The organism is Providencia sp. 2024EL-00732, assembly GCF_044006275.1.
In the GTDB taxonomy this organism is placed as follows: Bacteria; Pseudomonadota; Gammaproteobacteria; order Enterobacterales; family Enterobacteriaceae; genus Providencia; species Providencia huashanensis.
In genome coordinates, this window is the sequence record NZ_JBIPDG010000015.1 from 1 (window position 1) to 19,247 (window position 19,247).

The 19,247-nt window shown below is 38.8% G+C and carries 16 protein-coding genes and 1 other annotated feature; of the genes, 10 read left to right on the forward strand and 6 right to left on the reverse strand.

The genetic code is table 11. The features are described 5' to 3' along the window. Window positions 1-482: 482 nt before the first annotated feature. Entirely contained in the window at window positions 483-1,019 is a 537-nt protein-coding gene (yjjX, locus tag ACHB7C_RS18100) for an inosine/xanthosine triphosphatase (protein ID WP_004914743.1), read from the reverse strand. A 52-nt stretch (window positions 1,020-1,071) separates the two neighbouring features. Between yjjX and gpmB the strand changes: the two genes are divergently transcribed. Beyond that, complete coding sequence (gene gpmB / locus ACHB7C_RS18105; protein WP_042847004.1) at window positions 1,072-1,719, forward strand: 2,3-diphosphoglycerate-dependent phosphoglycerate mutase GpmB; 648 nt, start codon at window positions 1,072-1,074, stop codon at window positions 1,717-1,719. Between the two features lie 44 nt (window positions 1,720-1,763). On the opposite strand, the gene robA is transcribed toward gpmB, so the two are convergent. Continuing rightward, window positions 1,764-2,678 carry an MDR efflux pump AcrAB transcriptional activator RobA gene (gene robA / locus ACHB7C_RS18110; RefSeq protein WP_395348109.1) on the reverse strand — a complete coding sequence of 305 codons (915 nt, stop codon included), beginning with the start codon at window positions 2,676-2,678 and terminating at the stop codon, window positions 1,764-1,766. A 184-nt stretch (window positions 2,679-2,862) separates the two neighbouring features. On the opposite strand from robA, the gene creA reads away from it, so the two are divergent. Further along, window positions 2,863-3,339, forward strand: a complete 477-nt coding sequence (gene creA, locus ACHB7C_RS18115; protein ID WP_042847002.1) for a protein CreA — start codon at window positions 2,863-2,865, stop codon at window positions 3,337-3,339. Window positions 3,340-3,456: 117 nt separating this feature from the next. Here creA and arcA read toward each other — a convergent pair whose 3' ends face one another. Further along, complete coding sequence (arcA, locus tag ACHB7C_RS18120) at window positions 3,457-4,173, reverse strand: two-component system response regulator ArcA (RefSeq protein WP_004905684.1); 717 nt, start codon at window positions 4,171-4,173, stop codon at window positions 3,457-3,459. A gap of 1,154 nt (window positions 4,174-5,327) precedes the next feature. Here arcA and thrL point away from each other — a divergent pair. The 4 genes from thrL (at window position 5,328) to thrC (ending at window position 10,172) form a co-directional block, all read left to right on the forward strand. Then, on the forward strand, window positions 5,328-5,396 hold the full coding sequence (thrL, locus tag ACHB7C_RS18125) for a thr operon leader peptide (RefSeq protein WP_071548816.1): 69 nt from the start codon (window positions 5,328-5,330) through the stop codon (window positions 5,394-5,396). Beyond that, window positions 5,335-5,456 (forward strand) — a sequence feature (Thr leader region). It overlaps the preceding gene by 62 nt. Before the next feature lie 24 nt (window positions 5,457-5,480). Further along, window positions 5,481-7,940, forward strand: a complete 2,460-nt coding sequence (gene thrA, locus ACHB7C_RS18130; RefSeq protein WP_042847001.1) for a bifunctional aspartate kinase/homoserine dehydrogenase I — start codon at window positions 5,481-5,483, stop codon at window positions 7,938-7,940. A 3-nt stretch (window positions 7,941-7,943) separates the two neighbouring features. Beyond that, complete coding sequence (gene thrB, locus ACHB7C_RS18135; RefSeq protein WP_048608446.1) at window positions 7,944-8,873, forward strand: homoserine kinase; 930 nt, start codon at window positions 7,944-7,946, stop codon at window positions 8,871-8,873. Window positions 8,874-8,876: 3 nt separating this feature from the next. Beyond that, window positions 8,877-10,172, forward strand: a complete 1,296-nt coding sequence (gene thrC, locus ACHB7C_RS18140; protein WP_048608444.1) for a threonine synthase — start codon at window positions 8,877-8,879, stop codon at window positions 10,170-10,172. 81 nt (window positions 10,173-10,253) lie between these two features. Here thrC and ACHB7C_RS18145 read toward each other — a convergent pair whose 3' ends face one another. The 3 genes from ACHB7C_RS18145 to ACHB7C_RS18155 form a co-directional block, all read right to left on the reverse strand. Further along, a complete protein-coding gene (locus ACHB7C_RS18145) occupies window positions 10,254-10,721 on the reverse strand; it encodes a hypothetical protein (RefSeq protein WP_048608443.1) in 468 nt (155 codons plus the stop codon). 129 nt (window positions 10,722-10,850) lie between these two features. Next, window positions 10,851-12,239 carry a Cu(+)/Ag(+) sensor histidine kinase gene (locus tag ACHB7C_RS18150; RefSeq protein ID WP_166686982.1) on the reverse strand — a complete coding sequence of 463 codons (1,389 nt, stop codon included), beginning with the start codon at window positions 12,237-12,239 and terminating at the stop codon, window positions 10,851-10,853. Further along, complete coding sequence (locus tag ACHB7C_RS18155; protein ID WP_048608439.1) at window positions 12,232-12,915, reverse strand: heavy metal response regulator transcription factor; 684 nt, start codon at window positions 12,913-12,915, stop codon at window positions 12,232-12,234. The genes ACHB7C_RS18150 and ACHB7C_RS18155 overlap by 8 nt, the downstream gene beginning before the upstream one ends. A 162-nt stretch (window positions 12,916-13,077) precedes the next feature. Between ACHB7C_RS18155 and ACHB7C_RS18160 the strand changes: the two genes are divergently transcribed. Genes ACHB7C_RS18160 through ACHB7C_RS18175 form a run of 4 tightly spaced genes read left to right on the forward strand, consistent with a single transcriptional unit; the run spans window position 13,078 to window position 19,243 of the window. Beyond that, a complete protein-coding gene (locus tag ACHB7C_RS18160) occupies window positions 13,078-14,472 on the forward strand; it encodes an efflux transporter outer membrane subunit (protein WP_187550677.1) in 1,395 nt (464 codons plus the stop codon). A gap of 2 nt (window positions 14,473-14,474) precedes the next feature. Continuing rightward, window positions 14,475-14,816 (forward strand): copper-binding protein, encoded by a 342-nt coding sequence (locus ACHB7C_RS18165; protein WP_042846995.1) that lies wholly within the window; start codon window positions 14,475-14,477, stop codon window positions 14,814-14,816. Between the two features lie 17 nt (window positions 14,817-14,833). Then, window positions 14,834-16,102 (forward strand): efflux RND transporter periplasmic adaptor subunit, encoded by a 1,269-nt coding sequence (locus ACHB7C_RS18170; protein ID WP_042846994.1) that lies wholly within the window; start codon window positions 14,834-14,836, stop codon window positions 16,100-16,102. 3 nt (window positions 16,103-16,105) lie between these two features. Further along, window positions 16,106-19,243: an efflux RND transporter permease subunit gene (locus tag ACHB7C_RS18175; RefSeq protein WP_048608436.1), complete on the forward strand. Its 3,138-nt coding sequence runs from the start codon at window positions 16,106-16,108 to the stop codon at window positions 19,241-19,243. The last annotated feature ends 4 nt before the right edge of the window (window positions 19,244-19,247 follow it).

Below are 19,247 nucleotides of genomic sequence, written 5' to 3' on the forward strand. Positions count from 1 at the left end.
AAAATAGCAGGGGTGTTGGCTGCGCTTGCTAACCCTAGCCACATACTTATGTATGCTCCTAGCGCTTAGTGCGACTTGCCGCCTACCTACAATTCGAACTATTTTGAGTATTGGCATTTATCTATTTCAAAATTGTAGGGGTGTTAGTTACATTTGCTAACCCTAGCCACATACTTATGTATGCTCCTAGGGCTTAGTGCGACTTGCCGCCTACCTACAATTCGAACTATTTTGAGTATTGGCATTTATCTATTTTAAAATAGCAGGGGTGTTAGCTGCATTTGCTAACCCTAGTCATATACTTATGTATGCTCCTAGGGCTTAGCGCGACTTGCCGCCTACCTACAATTCGAACTATTTTGAGTATTGGCATTTATCTATTTTTAAAATTAATAGACACAAAAAAAGTATGGTTTCCCATACTTTAGTGTGAAAAGCGTGATGTTTAATCGCACATGCAATTTTAATTATTTTAAGTATAATTAGTCTTCTACTTGGTTTAGCTCTTTATAAATTTCATGCTTAATGGGAACTAAGGCCAAAATTAAGGCTTGTTGGTAAACACTTGTGCGGGTTAATACCCCGTCGGTGAAAAAACCAATAGCGCCACCTTGTTGTTTGATATTATCAATACCGGTCAAAAAGGCCATTTCATCGCCAAGTTCACGACCTTCACGAATACCTGCCAGAATTTTTTCTGGGATCATAATACTCGCAGAGCGAGACTCGCCGCGTATTTGCTTATGTTCAATAACTATCCAAGCAAAAGTCATATCATCTTCAATGCCTGCTTCGATACCGACCCAAAAGTCTGCTTCAGGGCGAACTTGTCTTGAAGCCATTACGCGTTGTCTAGCCCCTGTACGGGTTTCATTATTACCGATAGGTTGCTGTGGAACACTGCTATCGACATTAATATCTTCAATTTGATAACTGCCAGCCCCAAATACAGCATCGAAAGCTAGATGGATCGCTTTAATTTTGGCAGGATTAGTCGTTGCAGCTATAACTTGGTACATTAATTATTTTCCTTTGAACACATACTTCGAAAAGTAATAACGGAACACATCTATGTTACAGGTTTATCTTGTTCGCCATGGCGAAACTGAATGGAATTTAGCTCGTCGCATCCAGGGACAATCCGATAGCCCTCTGACAGCCACTGGACGACTGCAAGCAAGGCAGGTGGCTGAAAGGATAAAATCAGAAGGCATTACCCATATTATCACTAGTGATATGGGACGCACACTGGAAACTGCACAAATAATTGCAAGTGTATGCGGATGTGAAATTACCACAGAACCGCGTCTACGTGAACTAAATATGGGGGTTCTTGAACAAAGAGCGATTGAGTCGTTAACCTCAGAAGAAGAACAGTGGCGTAAAAGCTTGATTGACGGCACTCGTGGTGGTCGAATCCCTGAGGGGGAATCGATGGAAGAACTCTATACGCGTATGTTTGCGGCATTAAATAGTTGCTTAGATCTCCCCGAAGGGAGTCGACCCCTGCTTGTAAGCCATGGCATCGCACTAAGTACTTTAATTAGCCGTATTATGGGGGTTCCTGCGTATTCAGAGCGCCGCTTACGTTTACGTAATTGCTCATTATCTCGAGTAGACTACCAAAACAGCCCATGGCTTGCGAATGGGTGGATAGTCGAAACTGCGGGGGAAGTGACTCATTTAACGCAGCCAGCCCTTGATGAACAACAAGGCTAATTATTGAAAAGTAAGGAGTTTCAATGTAATGAAACTCCCTCAGCTTAGCGTGCTTTAGTATCGTCTGCTTTGATAGGAACATAATAATCAAACGTATCGATATGCGTTTTAGGGTCATCACTTTCTGGGGTGATATTATGCAAGTCGATATTTTTTAGTCGGTAATGTTCAATATCATACCCAGGGCGACGCGTTAAATTGAGTTTGGGTAAATAAACACCATAAATTTGGTATAAAAACTCCTGTAACGCATTTCGGGTTGGCACGCCATTAAATGAAAATTTCACATACTTACCACTCGGTAATGTCAAATTGGTATACTGATTAGTATTGAAACTTGCATCTTCAGGCCTAACTGCGGTGGTATAGAACACAGTTTGCTCGTCTTCTTTTTCAGGGTTATGGATTGCATGATGCAGCCCGAACACCTCAGAAGCAATCTTGGTGGTATTATCTAAATAATAATGCCAAAACGTTTGGCGCATTTCTGAACATGCGGTTGACCATTCCTCTAAAGCATAAGAACAGCTTTGCTCCAAACCGACCAATTGCAGTTCAGGCATTTGCATAAATTCATGTTCAATATTTATATGATTATCTAAGATAATCGGTGGGCAAATCCCAGTAGCACACCACTCCTCACTACGGCGGTAGAAAGCCGGTGTCAGGTTAAACTGTTTTTTAAATGCGCGCGTAAAAGTTTGTTGCGAGTCAAAGCGATACTGTAGCGCAATATCAAGAATTGGGCGGCTTGTTAAGCGCAGTGCAACCGCAGCACGAGAAAGTCTTCTGGCTCGAATATAAGCACCAATCGCTTGGTCAGTGACTTCTTTAAACATTCTTTGTAAATGCCACTTAGAGTAGCCTGCTTTTGCGGCAACATTATCCAGCGAGAGTGGTTTATCAAGGTTGTCATCTATCCAGCGAAGCAAGTCGCGAATAATATTAGTTTGATCCATGTATATCCCCAGCCAATGCGACTTATAGTACAGATATAATCTATCAATGAATCGCTATTCTATATCAAGTTACCTTTTTCGTTTATAGTAAATGAGTTGTATTTGAGAATTAGTTAGAAAAGTGAATAATTAACCTTGTATTGATACGAGGTTTACCGATTGTGAGTTGAATAGGAAACCCAGTATGCGTTGTTCCAGATTAAAAAATATTGTTCTCGCGTCATTATTATCAGCGTTGCCTTGTATTACTTTCGCTGAAGAAATCGGTTCAGTCGATACTGTATTTAAGATTTTCGGCCCTGACCATAAAATTGTCGTGGAAGCATTTGATGACCCTGATGTTGATAACGTTACCTGTTATTTGAGTCGCTCAAAAACGGGTGGTATCAAAGGGGGGTTGGGGTTAGCGGAAGATACTTCTGATGCTGCTATTTCATGTCAGCAAGTTGGTCCGATTGAACTGAGCGACCGTGTAAAGCGTAAACCAACAAAAGGCCAAGTTGTTTTTCAAAAGCGCACATCGTTAGTTTTCAAAAAACTGCAAGTGGTTCGTTTTTATGACCCGAAACGTAACACACTGGTTTATTTAACGTATTCAGACAAAATGATCGACGGCTCACCGAAAAATGCGTTAAGTGCTGTACCGATCATGCCGTGGTGATTATGACGAGTGTTTGGGCTGCAATCCTCTGATAGTATGGATGCCACTCATAAAAAAATCCGCTGCTTAAAAGACAGCGGATTTCGATAACTATAATGCAAATAATTAGGTTGTTAATTATTCGTCTAAATCACCACAGAAACGGTAACCTTCACCGTGGATAGTGGCAATAATTTCTGGTGTGTCAGGTGTAGATTCGAAGTGCTTACGAATACGACGGATAGTCACGTCAACAGTCCTGTCATGAGGTTTTAATTCACGGCCAGTCATTTTCTTCAGTAAGTCAGCTCGAGTCTGAATTTTCCCTGGGTTTTCACAGAAATGCAGCATTGCACGGAACTCACTGCGCGGCAATTTGTAGTGTTCACCAGCAGGGCTAACTAATGAACGGCTATTAATGTCTAATTCCCAACCATTAAATTTATAGCTTTCAACCAAACGACGCTCTTCAGTACCGCCAGCCAAATTCATGGTACGTGACAGTAAGTTACGCGCACGAATAGTTAATTCGCGTGGGTTAAATGGTTTGGTGATATAGTCATCAGCACCGATTTCCAGACCGAGAATTTTATCAACTTCGTTATCACGGCCAGTTAAGAACATTAACGCAATACTTTCTTGCTCACGTAATTCACGAGCAAGTAATAAGCCATTTTTACCTGGTAAGTTAATATCCATGATGACTAAATTGATGTCATGTTCTGAGAGAACGTTGTTCATCTCTTCGCCATCAGTTGCCTCATGAACCACATAGCCTTCAGCTTCAAAGATACTTTTCAGCGTATTGCGTGTGACTATTTCGTCTTCAACAATCAAAATGTGTGGGGTCTGCATAGTTGCTACCTAAAGTATTAAAATAAAAATACTGAACTCACAAGCCGTTTTCAGTTAGGTGGTTATTATATTTTTCTCTGAAAAAACACGTTTATGAGTATAAATTTGTTTCAAAATCCAACAGTGACATTATGTTGCTTTTGCAGCAAATGGCTCTAAAAAACTAGCCAAAATATAAGCACTTTCCCAATATTGGGCTGTTAACAGCAATATAACAGCTAATACTGCATTTACCACCTAAAAAACTAACTTTTGTTGATACATATCAAAATCAATTGTAGCACGTTAACAAAAATTGTTAGGTACATAATTATATAAATTAACATGCGATTTAGATATCAGATAGTCGGTCAAAATGCAGAAGACGAATATGAGGGTTGTTGCTTTGACTTGAAATTAAAGAATTTAATCTGCAATTTCCCCAATATACCATCAAAAATAATGTCTGATTTGTGACTCATCTCGAATTTTGACAGGTTGTTTTGTTTAAATGATAGAGAGCAAACGCTTCTAAACTAGAAGTAAAGTGTCTATGCAGTAATATGATGAGTCGTTTATGACTGTAAATAAGTAAATATACTTGTGTTATTTTAAGGGTGAAGAAATTTACTAACAATATTTTTACATTTAAATAAAGCATAAATTGGTGGAGATTATGCTAAACAACGAATATGAGTGTAAATGTAGAGAGTGATATCAGATATTTTCAGATTAAGCCCATATGATAACGATCAACTTTCTCGGTAAATCACAAAACCCCATGCATTGATCTACAACTAGAAATAAGTCTCTATCAGGTTAATTGGAATATGGTTTTTTTCTGACTCATCTTGGTGGAAATTCCTGCTTATTTTTAGTGGTACATAACTTTTATCAAATCCCATCATTGTATTTATTTGCTCATTTAATAAACAAATAAGCCATTAAAATCGCAAAAAATTATTCATCTGCTAATTTAAATTATTTTGGTTGTTAAAGCTGGTACTGGTGGGGTTTTTGTTTTTTTATGAAGATTTTTTCCCTTTTCCTAGAGGGGTTTTTATTGAAAAACTGTTTTGTTAAAGGGGTTGGAATCAAATAAATTTGACAAATTATGCCGATTGCTTTAACCGTATAGGGAGAAACCCAAAAGATCTAAGAGACAGACAGAATTTATGCGTAATATCAGCCTGACTATTATTATTACCACCACCACCGTAACCACAGGAAACGGGGCGGGCTGACGCATCCAAAAAATAAAAATGAAAAAGCCCGCATCCCCATAAGATGCGGGCTTTTTTTTGGTGTTAATTCAGGAGAGAAATACCATGCGTGTGCTTAAATTTGGCGGTACTTCGGTTGCAAATGACGAACGGGTACTAAATGTTGCTGACATCGCTGAAAGTAAATTAGCAGATGGGCAAGTGGCACTGGTGCTATCAGCACCAGCAAAAATCACTAACCATCTGGTTGCTATGATTGAAAAAACGGTTGCAGGTCAAGATGTCATCACGCATGTAAATGATGCCGAAATGATTTTTGCTAACCTTTTAAAAGGATTGAAAGAAAAACAGCCTGGTTTCGAATATGACAAGCTGAAAAAACTTACAGAACAAGAATTCGCACAAATCAAACAAGTACTGCATGGTATTACTCTCCTAGGTCAATGCCCTGATAGCATCAACGCTACAATTATCTGCCGTGGTGAAAAGCTCTCTATTGCTATTATGGAATCTGTATTAAAAGCTCGTGGTCATAATGTGACAGTGATTAATCCAGTTGAAAGCCTATTAGCAAAAGGGCATTACCTTGAATCTACTGTTGATATAAATGAATCGACAAAACGTATTGCTGCTTTAAATATTCCCAAAGATCACTTTGTCTTAATGGCTGGTTTTACCGCTGGGAATGATAAAGGCGAACTAGTAGTGTTAGGCCGCAATGGTTCTGATTACTCCGCCGCGGTATTGGCAGCTTGCTTACGTGCAGATTGTTGTGAAATTTGGACTGATGTTGATGGTGTGTATACTTGTGACCCGCGTTTAGTACCTGACGCACGCTTATTGAAGGGGATGTCTTATCAAGAAGCCATGGAGTTATCTTATTTTGGCGCCAAAGTTCTCCATCCTCGTACAATCGCTCCTATCGCCCAATTCCAAATACCTTGCCTAATTAAAAATACCACTAACCTAAGTGCTCCCGGTACTCTGATTGGGGATGGTCAAACGGATGACAGCACACCAGTTAAGGGGATCACTAACTTAAATAACATGGCAATGATCAACGTATCGGGGCCTGGTATGAAAGGAATGGTGGGCATGGCTGCACGTATTTTCTCTGTCATGTCACGTAAAGGCATTTCAGTCGTGTTGATCACCCAATCTTCATCAGAGTACAGCATCAGTTTCTGTGTGCCACATAATGAACTACAGCGTGCTCGCGCTGCACTAGAAGATGAATTCTATTTAGAGTTGAAAGATGGCGTATTAGACCCACTGGGCGTGATGGAGCAATTAGCGATTATTTCTGTAGTCGGTGATGGCATGCGTACATTGAAAGGTATTTCAGCGCGCTTTTTCTCTGCATTGACCCGTGGCAATATCAATATTGTTGCTATTGCACAAGGCTCATCTGAGCGCTCTATTTCAGCCGTAATTGCGAACGAGGCGGGAACCACGGCGGTACGTCTTTGTCACCAAATGTTGTTCAATGCAGAGCAAGTGATTGAAGCCTTTATCATCGGAGTCGGTGGGGTGGGAAATGCATTGATTGAACAAATACACCGTCAGCAACAATGGTTGAAGCAAAAGCATATCGACCTGCGTGTGTGTGGTATCGCAAACTCACGTGCAATGTTAACGGATATGCAAGGCATTGATTTAGCTAACTGGAAAGCTGAATTAGCGGAAGCAAAAGAACCTTTTAGCTTAAGTCGTTTGATCCGTTTAGAACGCGAGTATCATTTCTTAAACCCTGTGATTATCGATTGTACTTCCAATCAAGAAATTGCAGAGCAATATGTGAATTTCTTAAAAGATGGTTTTAACGTCGTCACGCCAAATAAAAAAGCCAATACATTATCCATGGATTACTACCACCAATTGCGTGGCGCAGCAGAAAGCTCGAAACGTAAATTTCTCTATGATACAAACGTTGGTGCGGGCTTACCTGTTATTGAAAATTTACAAAATTTGCTCAATGCAGGGGATGAATTAGTTCACTTTAGTGGTATTTTATCGGGCTCACTGTCCTTTATCTTTGGTAAGCTTGATGAGGGCATGTCTTTATCTGAGGCAACGGCGCTGGCAAAAGAGAAAGGCTTTACAGAACCAGACCCTCGCGATGATTTATCCGGTATGGACGTAGCACGTAAATTATTGATTTTAGCCCGCGAAGCAGGTTATGACTTAGAGCTACAAGATATTGAAATTGAACCTGTTTTACCTATGGATTTCGATAGCAGCGGCTCTGTTGCTGAATTTATGGCTCGTTTACCACAATTAGATGTACAGTTTGCTCAGCGTATAAAAGCCGCAGAAGCAGAAGAAAAAGTGTTACGCTATGTTGGGTTAATTGAAGAAGGGCGCTGTCAGGTTAAAATTGTTGCTGTTGATGGCAATGACCCACTCTTCAAGGTTAAAAATGGCGAAAATGCACTGGCTTTCTATACACGCTATTACCAACCAATTCCTTTAGTCTTAAGGGGTTATGGCGCAGGTAATGATGTTACTGCTGCTGGTGTATTTGCAGATATGCTGCGTACCCTTTCATGGAAATTGGGAGTTTAAGAAGTGATTAAAGTTTATGCACCAGCTTCAATAGGTAATGTTAGCGTTGGGTTTGATGTCCTTGGAGCGGCGGTCTCCCCTGCGGATGGCTCATTATTAGGTGATTGTGTCACCGTTGAAGCTGCGGATACTTTCTCGCTAACGAACAAAGGTAAATTCGTTGCTAAGTTACCGAAAAAGAACGAACACAATATTGTCTACCAATGTTGGCAGCTGTTTTGTGAACGCCTTGGCAAACAGTTGAATGTTGCAATGACCCTTGAAAAAAATATGCCAATAGGTTCTGGTCTTGGTTCAAGTGCATGTTCCGTGGTTGCCGCGTTAATGGCATTAAATGAGTTTGCGGACAAGCCATTTGATGATACGCAATTATTAGGCATGATGGGCGAATTAGAAGGGCGAATTTCTGGTAGCGTGCATTACGATAATGTAGCGCCTTGTTTCTTAGGTGGGCTACAGTTGATCATCGAACAAAATGGCATTATTTCCCAACCTGTGCCTGCATTTGAAAACTGGTATTGGGTAATGGCGTATCCGGGAATTAAAGTATCGACAGCAGAAGCGCGTGCTATTCTCCCTGATAGCTACCCACGCCATGACATTGTAAATCATGGCCGGTATTTATCTGGTTTTATCCATGCATGCCATACTAACCAACCATTACTTGCTGCAACAATGATCCAAGATGTCGTGGCTGAGCCTTATCGCACTCAGCTACTGCCAGGGTTTGCAGAGGCACGTAAAAATGCCAAAGAAATTGGTGCGTTAGCATGTGGTATTTCCGGTTCGGGGCCGACACTGTTTGCCATTTGCGATGATAAACAAATCGCTGAAAATATGGCGGATTACTTGCAACAACATTATATTCAGAATGATGAAGGCTTTGTGCATATCTGCCGTTTGGATCTCGCAGGGGCAAGGACAATAGGGTAAATAATGAAACTGTATAATTTAAAAGATAATAACGAACAAGTAAGTTTTGCACAGGCAGTTAAGCAGGGGCTTGGTAAACAACAAGGCTTATTTTTTCCGCAAGATCTGCCAGAGTTTAGTGCAAGCGAAATTGAAGAACTATTAAAATTAGATTTCGTGACACGTAGTAGCCGTATTTTAAATGCCTTTATTGGTGATGAAATTCCTCAAGAAGAATTAGCTGCACGCGTGAAAGCCGCATTTGCCTTCCCTGCACCAGTGTCTAAGGTTGAGGAAGATATCGCGACTTTAGAGCTTTATCACGGCCCTACGCTAGCATTTAAAGACTTTGGTGGGCGTTTTATGGCTCAAGCTTTAGGGCAAGTCGCAGGTGACCAACCAGTTACTATCTTAACGGCAACCTCCGGTGATACAGGGGCAGCAGTTGCACATGCATTTTATCGTTTAAAAAATGTGCAGGTTGTTATTTTATACCCAGAAGGGAAAATCAGCCCGTTACAAGAAAAGCTATTCTGTACACTGGGTGACAATATTCATACCGTTGCTATCAAAGATGATTTCGATGCTTGCCAAGCATTAGTCAAACAATCATTTGATGATGAAGCACTGAAAAAGGCCCTATACCTTAACTCAGCTAACTCGATCAATATTAGCCGCTTACTGGCTCAGATTTGTTATTATTTTGAAGCCGTTGCACAGATCCCAGCTGAAAAACGTGATCAACTCGTGATCTCTGTACCAAGTGGTAACTTTGGGGATCTAACCGCAGGTTTATTAGCTAAATCAATGGGGTTACCTGTTAAGCGTTTTATTGCCGCGACTAACGTGAATGATACTGTCCCACGCTATCTTGTTGAAGGCGAGTGGAAACCACATCAAACCGTAGCTACTTTGTCGAACGCTATGGATGTTAGCCAACCAAATAACTGGCCACGCATTGAGGAATTATTCCGTCGTAAAGGCTGGTCACTGAAAGATCTTGGTTATGGCACGGTTAATGATGATGTGACAAAAGAAACCGTACGTGAATTGGATAAAAAAGGTTATCTATCAGAACCACATGCTGCTGTTGCTTATCGTGTTTTACGTGATCAGCTACAACAAGGGGAATACGGACTATTTTTAGGAACGGCTCACCCTGCTAAGTTTAAAGAAAGTGTCGAGGAAATCTTAGGTAAACAGATCCCTTTACCAAAAGAGCTTGCTGAGCGTGCTGAACTTCCGCTGTTATCGCATTTCTTACCTTCTGATTTTGCAGAGTTGCGTACATTCTTGATGAAATTAGCACCTAAGCAATAAGAGTAAATAGCATATTAATAAATAACGGAGGCTCTGGCCTCCGTTATTTATTCAAGTGAATGAACAATTAAATTTAATCTATTAATTGAGCTGCTCTAAATGACGGTTAATTTCATTTTGAATACTCGCTGAGGAACTATTTTTATTAAACTTCAGCATAGTAATTGCCTTCTCATGTTCATTCATATCGGTAAATAATGTTGAGCTCAAAGGCTTTGATTGTTGAAAATCTTTAGATTGGCTTTTGTGATTTAAAATTGCTTGCCTCATAGTTGGTGACGTATTGTTTTTAGTAAAACTAAGGGCAACAGCCGCTTTAGCATGGCTATCTAATTCAGAAAAACTTAATCCTTGGTTAATGGCTTTTTTTGTATTAATTCCAGCTTGATTAAGGTGGTTATTAATAGCCTTTTGAGTCGATGCAGATGTGCTATTCTCAGTAAATGAAAGCGCCGTTGCCGCATTTTTATGTATATTATTTTCAGGTTTTGCGTAAGCCATATTAGCAGTGACAACGATAAGCCCTAAAGTCAAAATAACTTTTTTCATGATACATCCTTATTAAAATAAAACAGAATAACTTTCTATATGGTTATAATAAGGGTTTATTTCTGTCTAATACCTGACAGAAAAATGACAAATCTGCCATTTTTCTTTTTTAACTCTAAATGAGAAATTTTATATATTATTAGGAAGGAAAATTGTAAAACGGGTAGAATACTCATCTGAAGCAATCTGAATAGATCCTTTATGTGCAAGTATAATTGATTTCACAATCGCTAAACCAATTCCACTCCCCTCATTTTTTCTTTGCCTTGATTTATCCACCCGATAAAAGCGATCAAATAACTTAGGGAGATGTTCTTCAGGGATTTTTTTACCTGGGTTACTAATGATAATCTCAATTCCACCTTTGACATTTGCCAAATTTATACTGACGGAATCACCTTTTGGCGTATAGCGGATGCCATTCGAAATTAAATTGGTAATTGCTCGACGAAGCATGTTTTTATCTGCAAAAATAGGGTTTGCTTCACCAATAAGTTTTAATTGAATTTCATTGTCTTCTGCTAAAAACTCAAAGTAATCAAGAATTAAAGTTATTTCCTCCTTAAGATTGATCTGTTTTTTCTCTGGGATCAATCGGTTATCATCGGCTTGCGCCAGAAATAACATGTCTGAGATCATCCGTGATAGTCGATTATATTCTTCCAAGTTTGAATAAAGCACCTCGACTAATTCTTCCTTTGTTCGATTTTTATTTAAAGATATTTGTGTTTCAGTCATTAAATTAGTGATAGGAGTGCGCATTTCATGGGCTATATCCGCTGAAAAATTGGTTTGCCTGACAAAAACATCTTCAATTTTAACCAACATTTGGTTAAATGAAATAGTTAATTGTTTTAGTTCTTTAGGGACAGCGGTTGGGTCTAAGCGAATACTTAAATTCTCTGAGGTGACATTTTTTATTTCATCACTGACATCTTTAAGTGGTTTCAACCCTTTGATAACAAGAAAATAAACAATAGAAACGGTTAAAAAACATAGCAAAACCGCACTGATAATTAAATTATTTATTAGTGAATTAAGGTAATCATGATGGAAATTTAAGGATAAAGCTGTTACTAGCCGATATTTTTTTGCTTCTGAAGGGCCACTGATTTGAATATAGCTTTCTGACAGGCGGTAATTTTTAAGGTAGAGGTCTTTATTGCTTTTGTTAGGGTCATAATTTTTTAAGTGGGAAATAAGTTCTGTTGTTGCATTCGGTGATGTTAATACCTTTCCATTATTGTCACTCAAATAAACCACAATATCTTGATGTTCATTAATAATAGTTCTGATCAGTGTATATTGCTCATCTTGTGAGCCAGCATTTTCGTTTAATAAACTGTGGATCGTTAAATTAATTTGGTTGAGTGTATATTCATCTTGCTGTTTAAAATGCAAAACGACAGAGTTGATCATAAGCCAGCTAAATAATAACAATGCAAGGGAAAGGGTGATGCTGATCAAGAAAATAAGCCGAGCAGAAATAGAGATCGGGGAGCGAAATAGCTTATTCATTTTCTGGGATCTCAAGTAAATACCCCATACCCCTAATGGTATGGATCAGTTTCGGTTCGTAATTATGATCGATTTTTGATCTTAAACGCTTAATCGCGACATCAATAACATTGGTGTCGCTATCAAAATTCATGTCCCATACTTTTGATGCAATTAAAGAGCGTGATAGCACTTCGCCTTGATGTAGAACAAAAAGCTCAAGCAAAGCAAATTCTTTACTCGTTAAATTAATTTTTTCATTAGACCGAGTGACTCGTCTTTTAATTAAATCAACATGCAAATCAGCAATAGAAAATTGAGTTTTTTGAATATTATTATTTCCTCGACGTAAAAGAGTTCTAACACGAGCAAGTAATTCAGAAAAATCGAAAGGTTTTACAAGATAATCGTCAGCGCCAAGTTCAAGGCCTTTCACTCGATGCTCAACATTACCTAATGCAGTTAACATTAATATAGGAGTGTTTTTGCCAATAGTACGTAGGTTTTTCGCTATTTCCCAACCGTTAATATCAGGCAACATGACATCAAGGATGATGAGGTCATACTCTTCTGTTGTTGCCATATGAAGCCCCGTAATACCATTTTCTATCGCATCGACAATAAAACCAGATTCAGTTAACCCTTTTGATAAATATTCTCTGGTTTTATGTTCATCTTCTACAATAAGTAATTTCACAAGTACCTCAAAGCTGAGTTGGAGCTATTTTATCCAGCTTTATTCTAAGCATTGAAACCAACAAATGTAAAATGACAAATTTGTCATTTTCATGTCATGAATCTAACAGGAGGTGTTTTTTACCATAGCAATAATTTTAATTACTAGGGGCGTGGCTATACCATGTTTTCACCAAAAATATTACTGATAGCTCATGCTCTAATTTTAACAGGGTGCGTCTCTCTCGCTCCTGAATATCAGCGCCCAAAGTCTAATGTACCAGAACAATTACATTCTGATTTAACGGCCGCTAGCAGAACAAGGGAATCGACATTTTCTATACCTAGCTGGCAAGCGTTTATTCAAGACCCGCAAATGAAAAGGGTGATACAGACAGCCCTTGAAAAGAACAGTGACCTTTATCTTGCCGCATTAGATGTGGAAGAAGCTCGTGTTCGTTTTGGCTTGTCTCAGGCTGAAAAGTACCCACAAATTAGCTCATCAGCGAGTGGTGATTATAACCAGTCACTGAATTCTGATTCATCTCTAAATAAAAAATACAGTGCGGGTATTGATATTAGTTATGAGCTCGATTTTTTTGGTCGTATTAAGAATTTATCAGAAGCTGATAAAGCAAAATTCCTTTCTTCTAAAGAAATGAGCCGAGCTACACAAATTTTAACGATTAAGGCTGTCGCTGACGCATATTTAGATGTGGTATACAACCAACAACTTTTATTAATTGCTAAAGAAACAAAAAACAGTTATCTCAACAGCCAATCTATTGTGAGGCAAAAAGTTGCAGCAGGAAATGCGACACTATCAGATTTAGAGCAAGCGAAAGGGCAAGTTCAATCCATTGAAATTAGTATAGAAAAAATTAATAGTGAAATAGTAAGAAATGAAAACTTAGTCAATTTCTTGACGCATGATTACGCTGAGAAAATAAAAATAGCCTCAACGAGCTATGAGCCAAAGTATCCACTTATTATAACCCCCTCAAATATACCTTCTGAAATGTTATTAAAAAGGCCTGATATTATGGCGGCAGAGCAAAATATTATTTCAGAAAATGCGAATATTGGTGTAGCAAGAGCGGCATTCTTCCCTTCTATTTCTTTCAATACTGGCATTGAGAATAGTAATGACTCTTTGTCGGGACTATTTGATTCCTCGAATGGTATTTGGAATTTTATTCCTAAAATTACACTCCCTATTTTTACTGGTGGTACAAATAGCCGAAATTTAGAGCTAGCGACTATTCGCAAAAATAAAGCAATTGTTAATTACGAGAAAAATATCCAAGTGGCTTTTCGTGAAGTGAAAGATGCGTTGGCGATTAAATCTAGTTTAGAAAAACAAATATTCTCTCAAAAGCAGTATGTCAAAACGTTAGAACATGTATTGGCTCAAAAACAAGCTAGTTACCAATATGGCAGTTTAAGCTATTTAGATGTTCTTGAATCACAAAGAATTTTATTTACAGAGCAACAGAATTTATTGATGTTGAAAATAGAGCAGCAGAAGAATGAAGTGAATTTATTCTCTGCATTAGGTGGCGGACAAATAGGATCGTAAACATGAAAAATTTGAATAAAGTTATTTTTGCCCTTTCGATAGGGATGTTCACAACGATAGGTTACGCAAATACAGCGGAGCACGATCATTCTGTTTACCCAGAAAAAGTTGCTGAGCCGGTTATTAACACAGAAGGTAAGTTAATTGCGATTGATAAAGCGAATAAAAAACTAACAATTAACCACCAAGCAATTGAAAGTATTGGTTGGCCACCAATGACTATGCGTTTTACCTATGAAGATGAAAATATGATTAAAGGTTTACAAGAGAATGATGAACTAACGTTTTCTTTTTCTCAAAAAGGCAACCTTTCCATATTGAAATCAATCGAAAAGATAAATTAAATAGATAGAGAGATGTTATGTCATTAGTCAACCTGGCCAAATTACTGCTTGTGGTTATTTTATCGAGTGCGATTTCAATTTTATTTTACCGTTATTTCTTTGTAGATGAAAAACTGGTACAGGAAACTGAAAAACAAGAGCGCACCGTTTTATATTGGTATGACCCGATGTACCCAAATACTAAATTTGAGCAGCCGGGTAAGTCTCCTTTTATGGATATGGACTTAGTACCTAAATATGCGGATGAGAATTTAGCTTCAGCAGATAGTAAAGGGGTCACTATTAACCCAACACAAACGCAAAATTTAGGTGTAAAAACAGTGGCTGTGAAATGGGGAAAATTAAACTATGACTTAACATTTCCTGCTGAAATTGTATTTAATGACCACCAATTTGCCATCGTACAAGCACGGGAAAGTGGTTTTGTCGAAAAAGTTTATCCATTTACGGTGGGGGAGCAGATCCAAAAAGGAGAAGCTATCGCTGAGTTAACCATCCCTGCATGGGTCGAAGCTCAAAGTGAATATCTCGCCTTGAAGCAGATGGGCGTTCCACAAACAGATCTTAATAGCGTGCTTGAACGCCTACGTTTAAATGGCATGCCAGAAAATTCAATTGCTCAATTTATTAAAAGTAGCAAAGTACAAACTCGTTTTATCATCAAAGCGCCTATTTCAGGGGTGATTACAGCACTAAACCTACGCCTTGGAATGAATGTGACAAAAGAAGGAGTTATTGCTCAAATTCAAGGAACAACTCCATTATGGTTGAATGCATCTATTTCACAATCAACAGCAGAATTGTTGAATAAAGAGGTTCAATTTTCTGTTGCTATTCCTGCTTATCCTAATCACCAATTTAAAGTAAATAACTGGTTGATATTACCGAGTGCTGATGCGGCTAGCCGGACTATTAATATTCGTGCAGAAATTACAAATGGAGAAAATTTATTAAAACCTGGGATGACTGCTTATTTAAATTTAGTCGCTGAAGATAAAGAAAGTCTGTTAATTCCTTCTCAGGCGATAGTGGATTCAGGTAAAGAACAACATGTGATTGCGGTAGGGAAAGACGGTGAGTTTATCCCGAAAAAAGTCCGGGTCATCAAGGAATCTCAACAAATGACAGCCATATCTGAAGGTTTACAAGTTGGAGAGCCTATAGTGACTCAGGGTATTTTCCTTATTGATTCTGAAGCCAATATTGCTGGTGCATTAGCACGAATGGAAGCACTTTCTGAGCAAGCCACACCATCTAATCATTCATCACATAAATCTCAGGAGTAGACTATGTTGGAATGGATTATAAGACGCTCAGTAGCTAATCGGTTCTTGGTATTAATGGGGGTAGTTTTTTTAGTTATTGCAGGCCTCTGGAGTATTCGCCATACACCAGTTGATGCCTTGCCTGACTTATCCGATGTTCAAGTCATTATTAAAACGACCTATCCGGGTCAGGCCCCACAGTTAGTTGAAAACCAAGTTACTTACCCAATAACTACCACGATGTTATCTGTACCAGGTGCCAAAACAGTACGAGGTTTTTCTGCATTTGGTGATTCATATGTTTATGTTATTTTTGAAGATAATACTGATTTGTACTGGGCTCGTTCAAGGGTTTTGGAGTATTTAAATCAGGTTCAAACTAAGTTACCTAAAGGGGCAGTCGCATCGATTGGACCAGATGCGACAGGAGTAGGCTGGGTTTTTGAATATGCTTTAGTCGATAAAACTGGAAAGCATAATCTAGCTGAATTACGTTCATTACAAGATTGGTTTTTGAAGTATGAATTAAAAGCGCTGCCTAATGTTTCGGAAGTAGCAACCGTTGGTGGTGTGGTGAAATCATACCAAATAGTGGTTGACCCTCTGAAGCTTGCCCAGTTCTCAATTACTTTACCTGAGATAAAACAATCGGTAGAGATGGCTAACCAAGAAGCTGGGGGCTCTTCAATTGAGATTGCTGAAGCTGAATATATGGTTAGAGCTAGTGGCTATCTTCAGTCACTGGATGATTTTAATAAAATTTACCTGAAAACATCTGAAAGTGGCATTCCTATTTATTTACAAGATGTTGCTCGAGTACAAGAAGGCCCTGAGATGCGCCGTGGGGTCGCGGAGCTGAATGGTGAGGGGGAAGTTGTTGGTGGAATAATTTTACTTCGCTCAGGTGAAAATGCACGTGATGTTATCCAAGATGTAAAACAAAAACTTGATGATTTAAAAGCTAGCTTACCCGAAGGTATTGAAATCATCACAACCTATGATAGAAGCATATTAATTGATAATGCTATAGATAATTTAAGTTATAAATTACTGGAAGAATTTATTGTTGTAGCCCTCGTCTGTGCCGTTTTTTTATGGCACTTTCGTTCGGCATTAGTGGCTATTATTTCTTTACCGCTTGGTTTATTTATTGCTTTTATTGTAATGCGCTATCAAGGAATAAATGCAAATATTATGTCGTTAGGGGGGATTGCAATTGCGATTGGTGCGATGGTTGACGCTGCAATCGTGATGATAGAGAACGCCCATAAAAAATTAGAAAAATGGCAACACCAAAATGAAGGTAAAATACTCGATAATGCTCAGCGTTGGAAACTTATAACTGATTCCGCTGTGGAAGTTGGGCCTGCCTTATTCATTAGTTTATTAATTATCACTCTTTCTTTTATCCCTATTTTTACGTTAGAAGGGCAAGAAGGACGGTTATTTGGACCACTTGCGTTTACAAAAACCTATGCAATGGCTGGGGCAGCTGCCTTAGCGTTAATAGTGATCCCTATTTTAATGGGGTATTGGATCCGCGGTAATATTCCAAATGAAAATAAAAACCCACTCAACCGTTGGCTTATCTCACTGTATAGCCCTATTTTGCTTAAGGTTTTAGCATGGCCGAAAACGACATTATTAATCGGTTTTTTAACACTATTTACCGTGATATGGCCGTTAAAGCATTTAGGCGGTGAATTCTTACCATCAATTAATGAGGGCGACTTGTTATATATGCCTTCAACATTGCCGGGGGTTTCACCCGCTCAAGCTGCATTTTTATTACAGAACACCGATAAGCTTATAAAAACCATTCCTGAAGTAGACACTGTATTTGGCAAAGTTGGTAAAGCTGAGACGGCAACAGACTCCGCTCCTATGGAAATGATTGAAACGACAATTCGTTTGAAACCACAATCACAGTGGCGAGAAGGGATGACGCTTGAAAAAATCATTGACGAATTAGATGAAACAGTTCGTTTACCAGGGGTTGCAAACCTATGGGTTCCACCAATTCGTAACCGGATCGATATGCTTTCAACCGGGGTAAAAAGCCCTATCGGGATTAAAGTTTCAGGTAAAGATCTCCAAGAAATTGATGCTTTAGCGCAAGAAATTGAAAAAGTAACTAAATCTGTGCCCGGTGTTGTTTCTGTATTAGCAGAAAGGTTGGTTGGTGGCCGCTATATTGATGTCAAGATTGATAGAGAAAAAGCCGCCCGTTATGGAATGAGTATTAGCGATGTACAAGTGTATATATCGATGGCGACAGGGGGGGAAATGATTGGTGAAACGGTAGAAGGTATTGAACGTTATCCCATAAGTCTAAGATATCCACAGGATCATCGAAATAGTGTTTCCGCATTGAAATTATTACCGATTTTAACGCCAAGTAAGCAACAAATTGTACTGAGTGATGTCGCCGATGTGGCTGTCAATATGGGGGCACCTATGTTGAAAACAGAAAATGCACGTCCAACAAGTTGGATTTATATTGACGCACGAGACCGCGATATGGTTTCTGTTATTAAAGATATTGATGCCGCAATAAAAGATAACATCCAAATGAAGCCGGGGCTGAGTTATTCATTTACAGGGCAATTTGAATTATTAGAAAGAGCTAACCAAAAGCTTATGCTAATGGTACCCGCAACTATTATGATCATTTTTGTGTTGTTGTATTTAGCTTTTAGGCGTTTCAGTGAAGCATTACTTATTTTACTCAGCCTACCTTTTGCTTTAGTCGGGGCTATTTGGTTCCTTTATTGGATGAATTTTAATTTATCCGTTGCGACGGGAACGGGGTTCATTGCATTGGCGGGCGTAGCCGCTGAGTTCGGTGTTGTTATGTTGATTTATTTAAGACATGCTATTGAAGATAAAGAAAAAGTGCAAGGAATTAACCAGTTATCAAAACAAGATTTAGATAGTGCATTATATGAAGGTGCAGTACTTAGAGTCAGACCTAAAGCCATGACGGTTGCGGTAATTTTAGCAGGTTTATTACCTATTTTATTAGGTACTGGAGTTGGCTCTGAAGTGATGAGTCGGATTGCAGCCCCCATGATTGGAGGAATGATCACTGCACCATTATTATCGTTATTTATTATTCCTGCTGCATACAAACTAATTTGTCAGGCGCGCAATAAAAAATAGATTT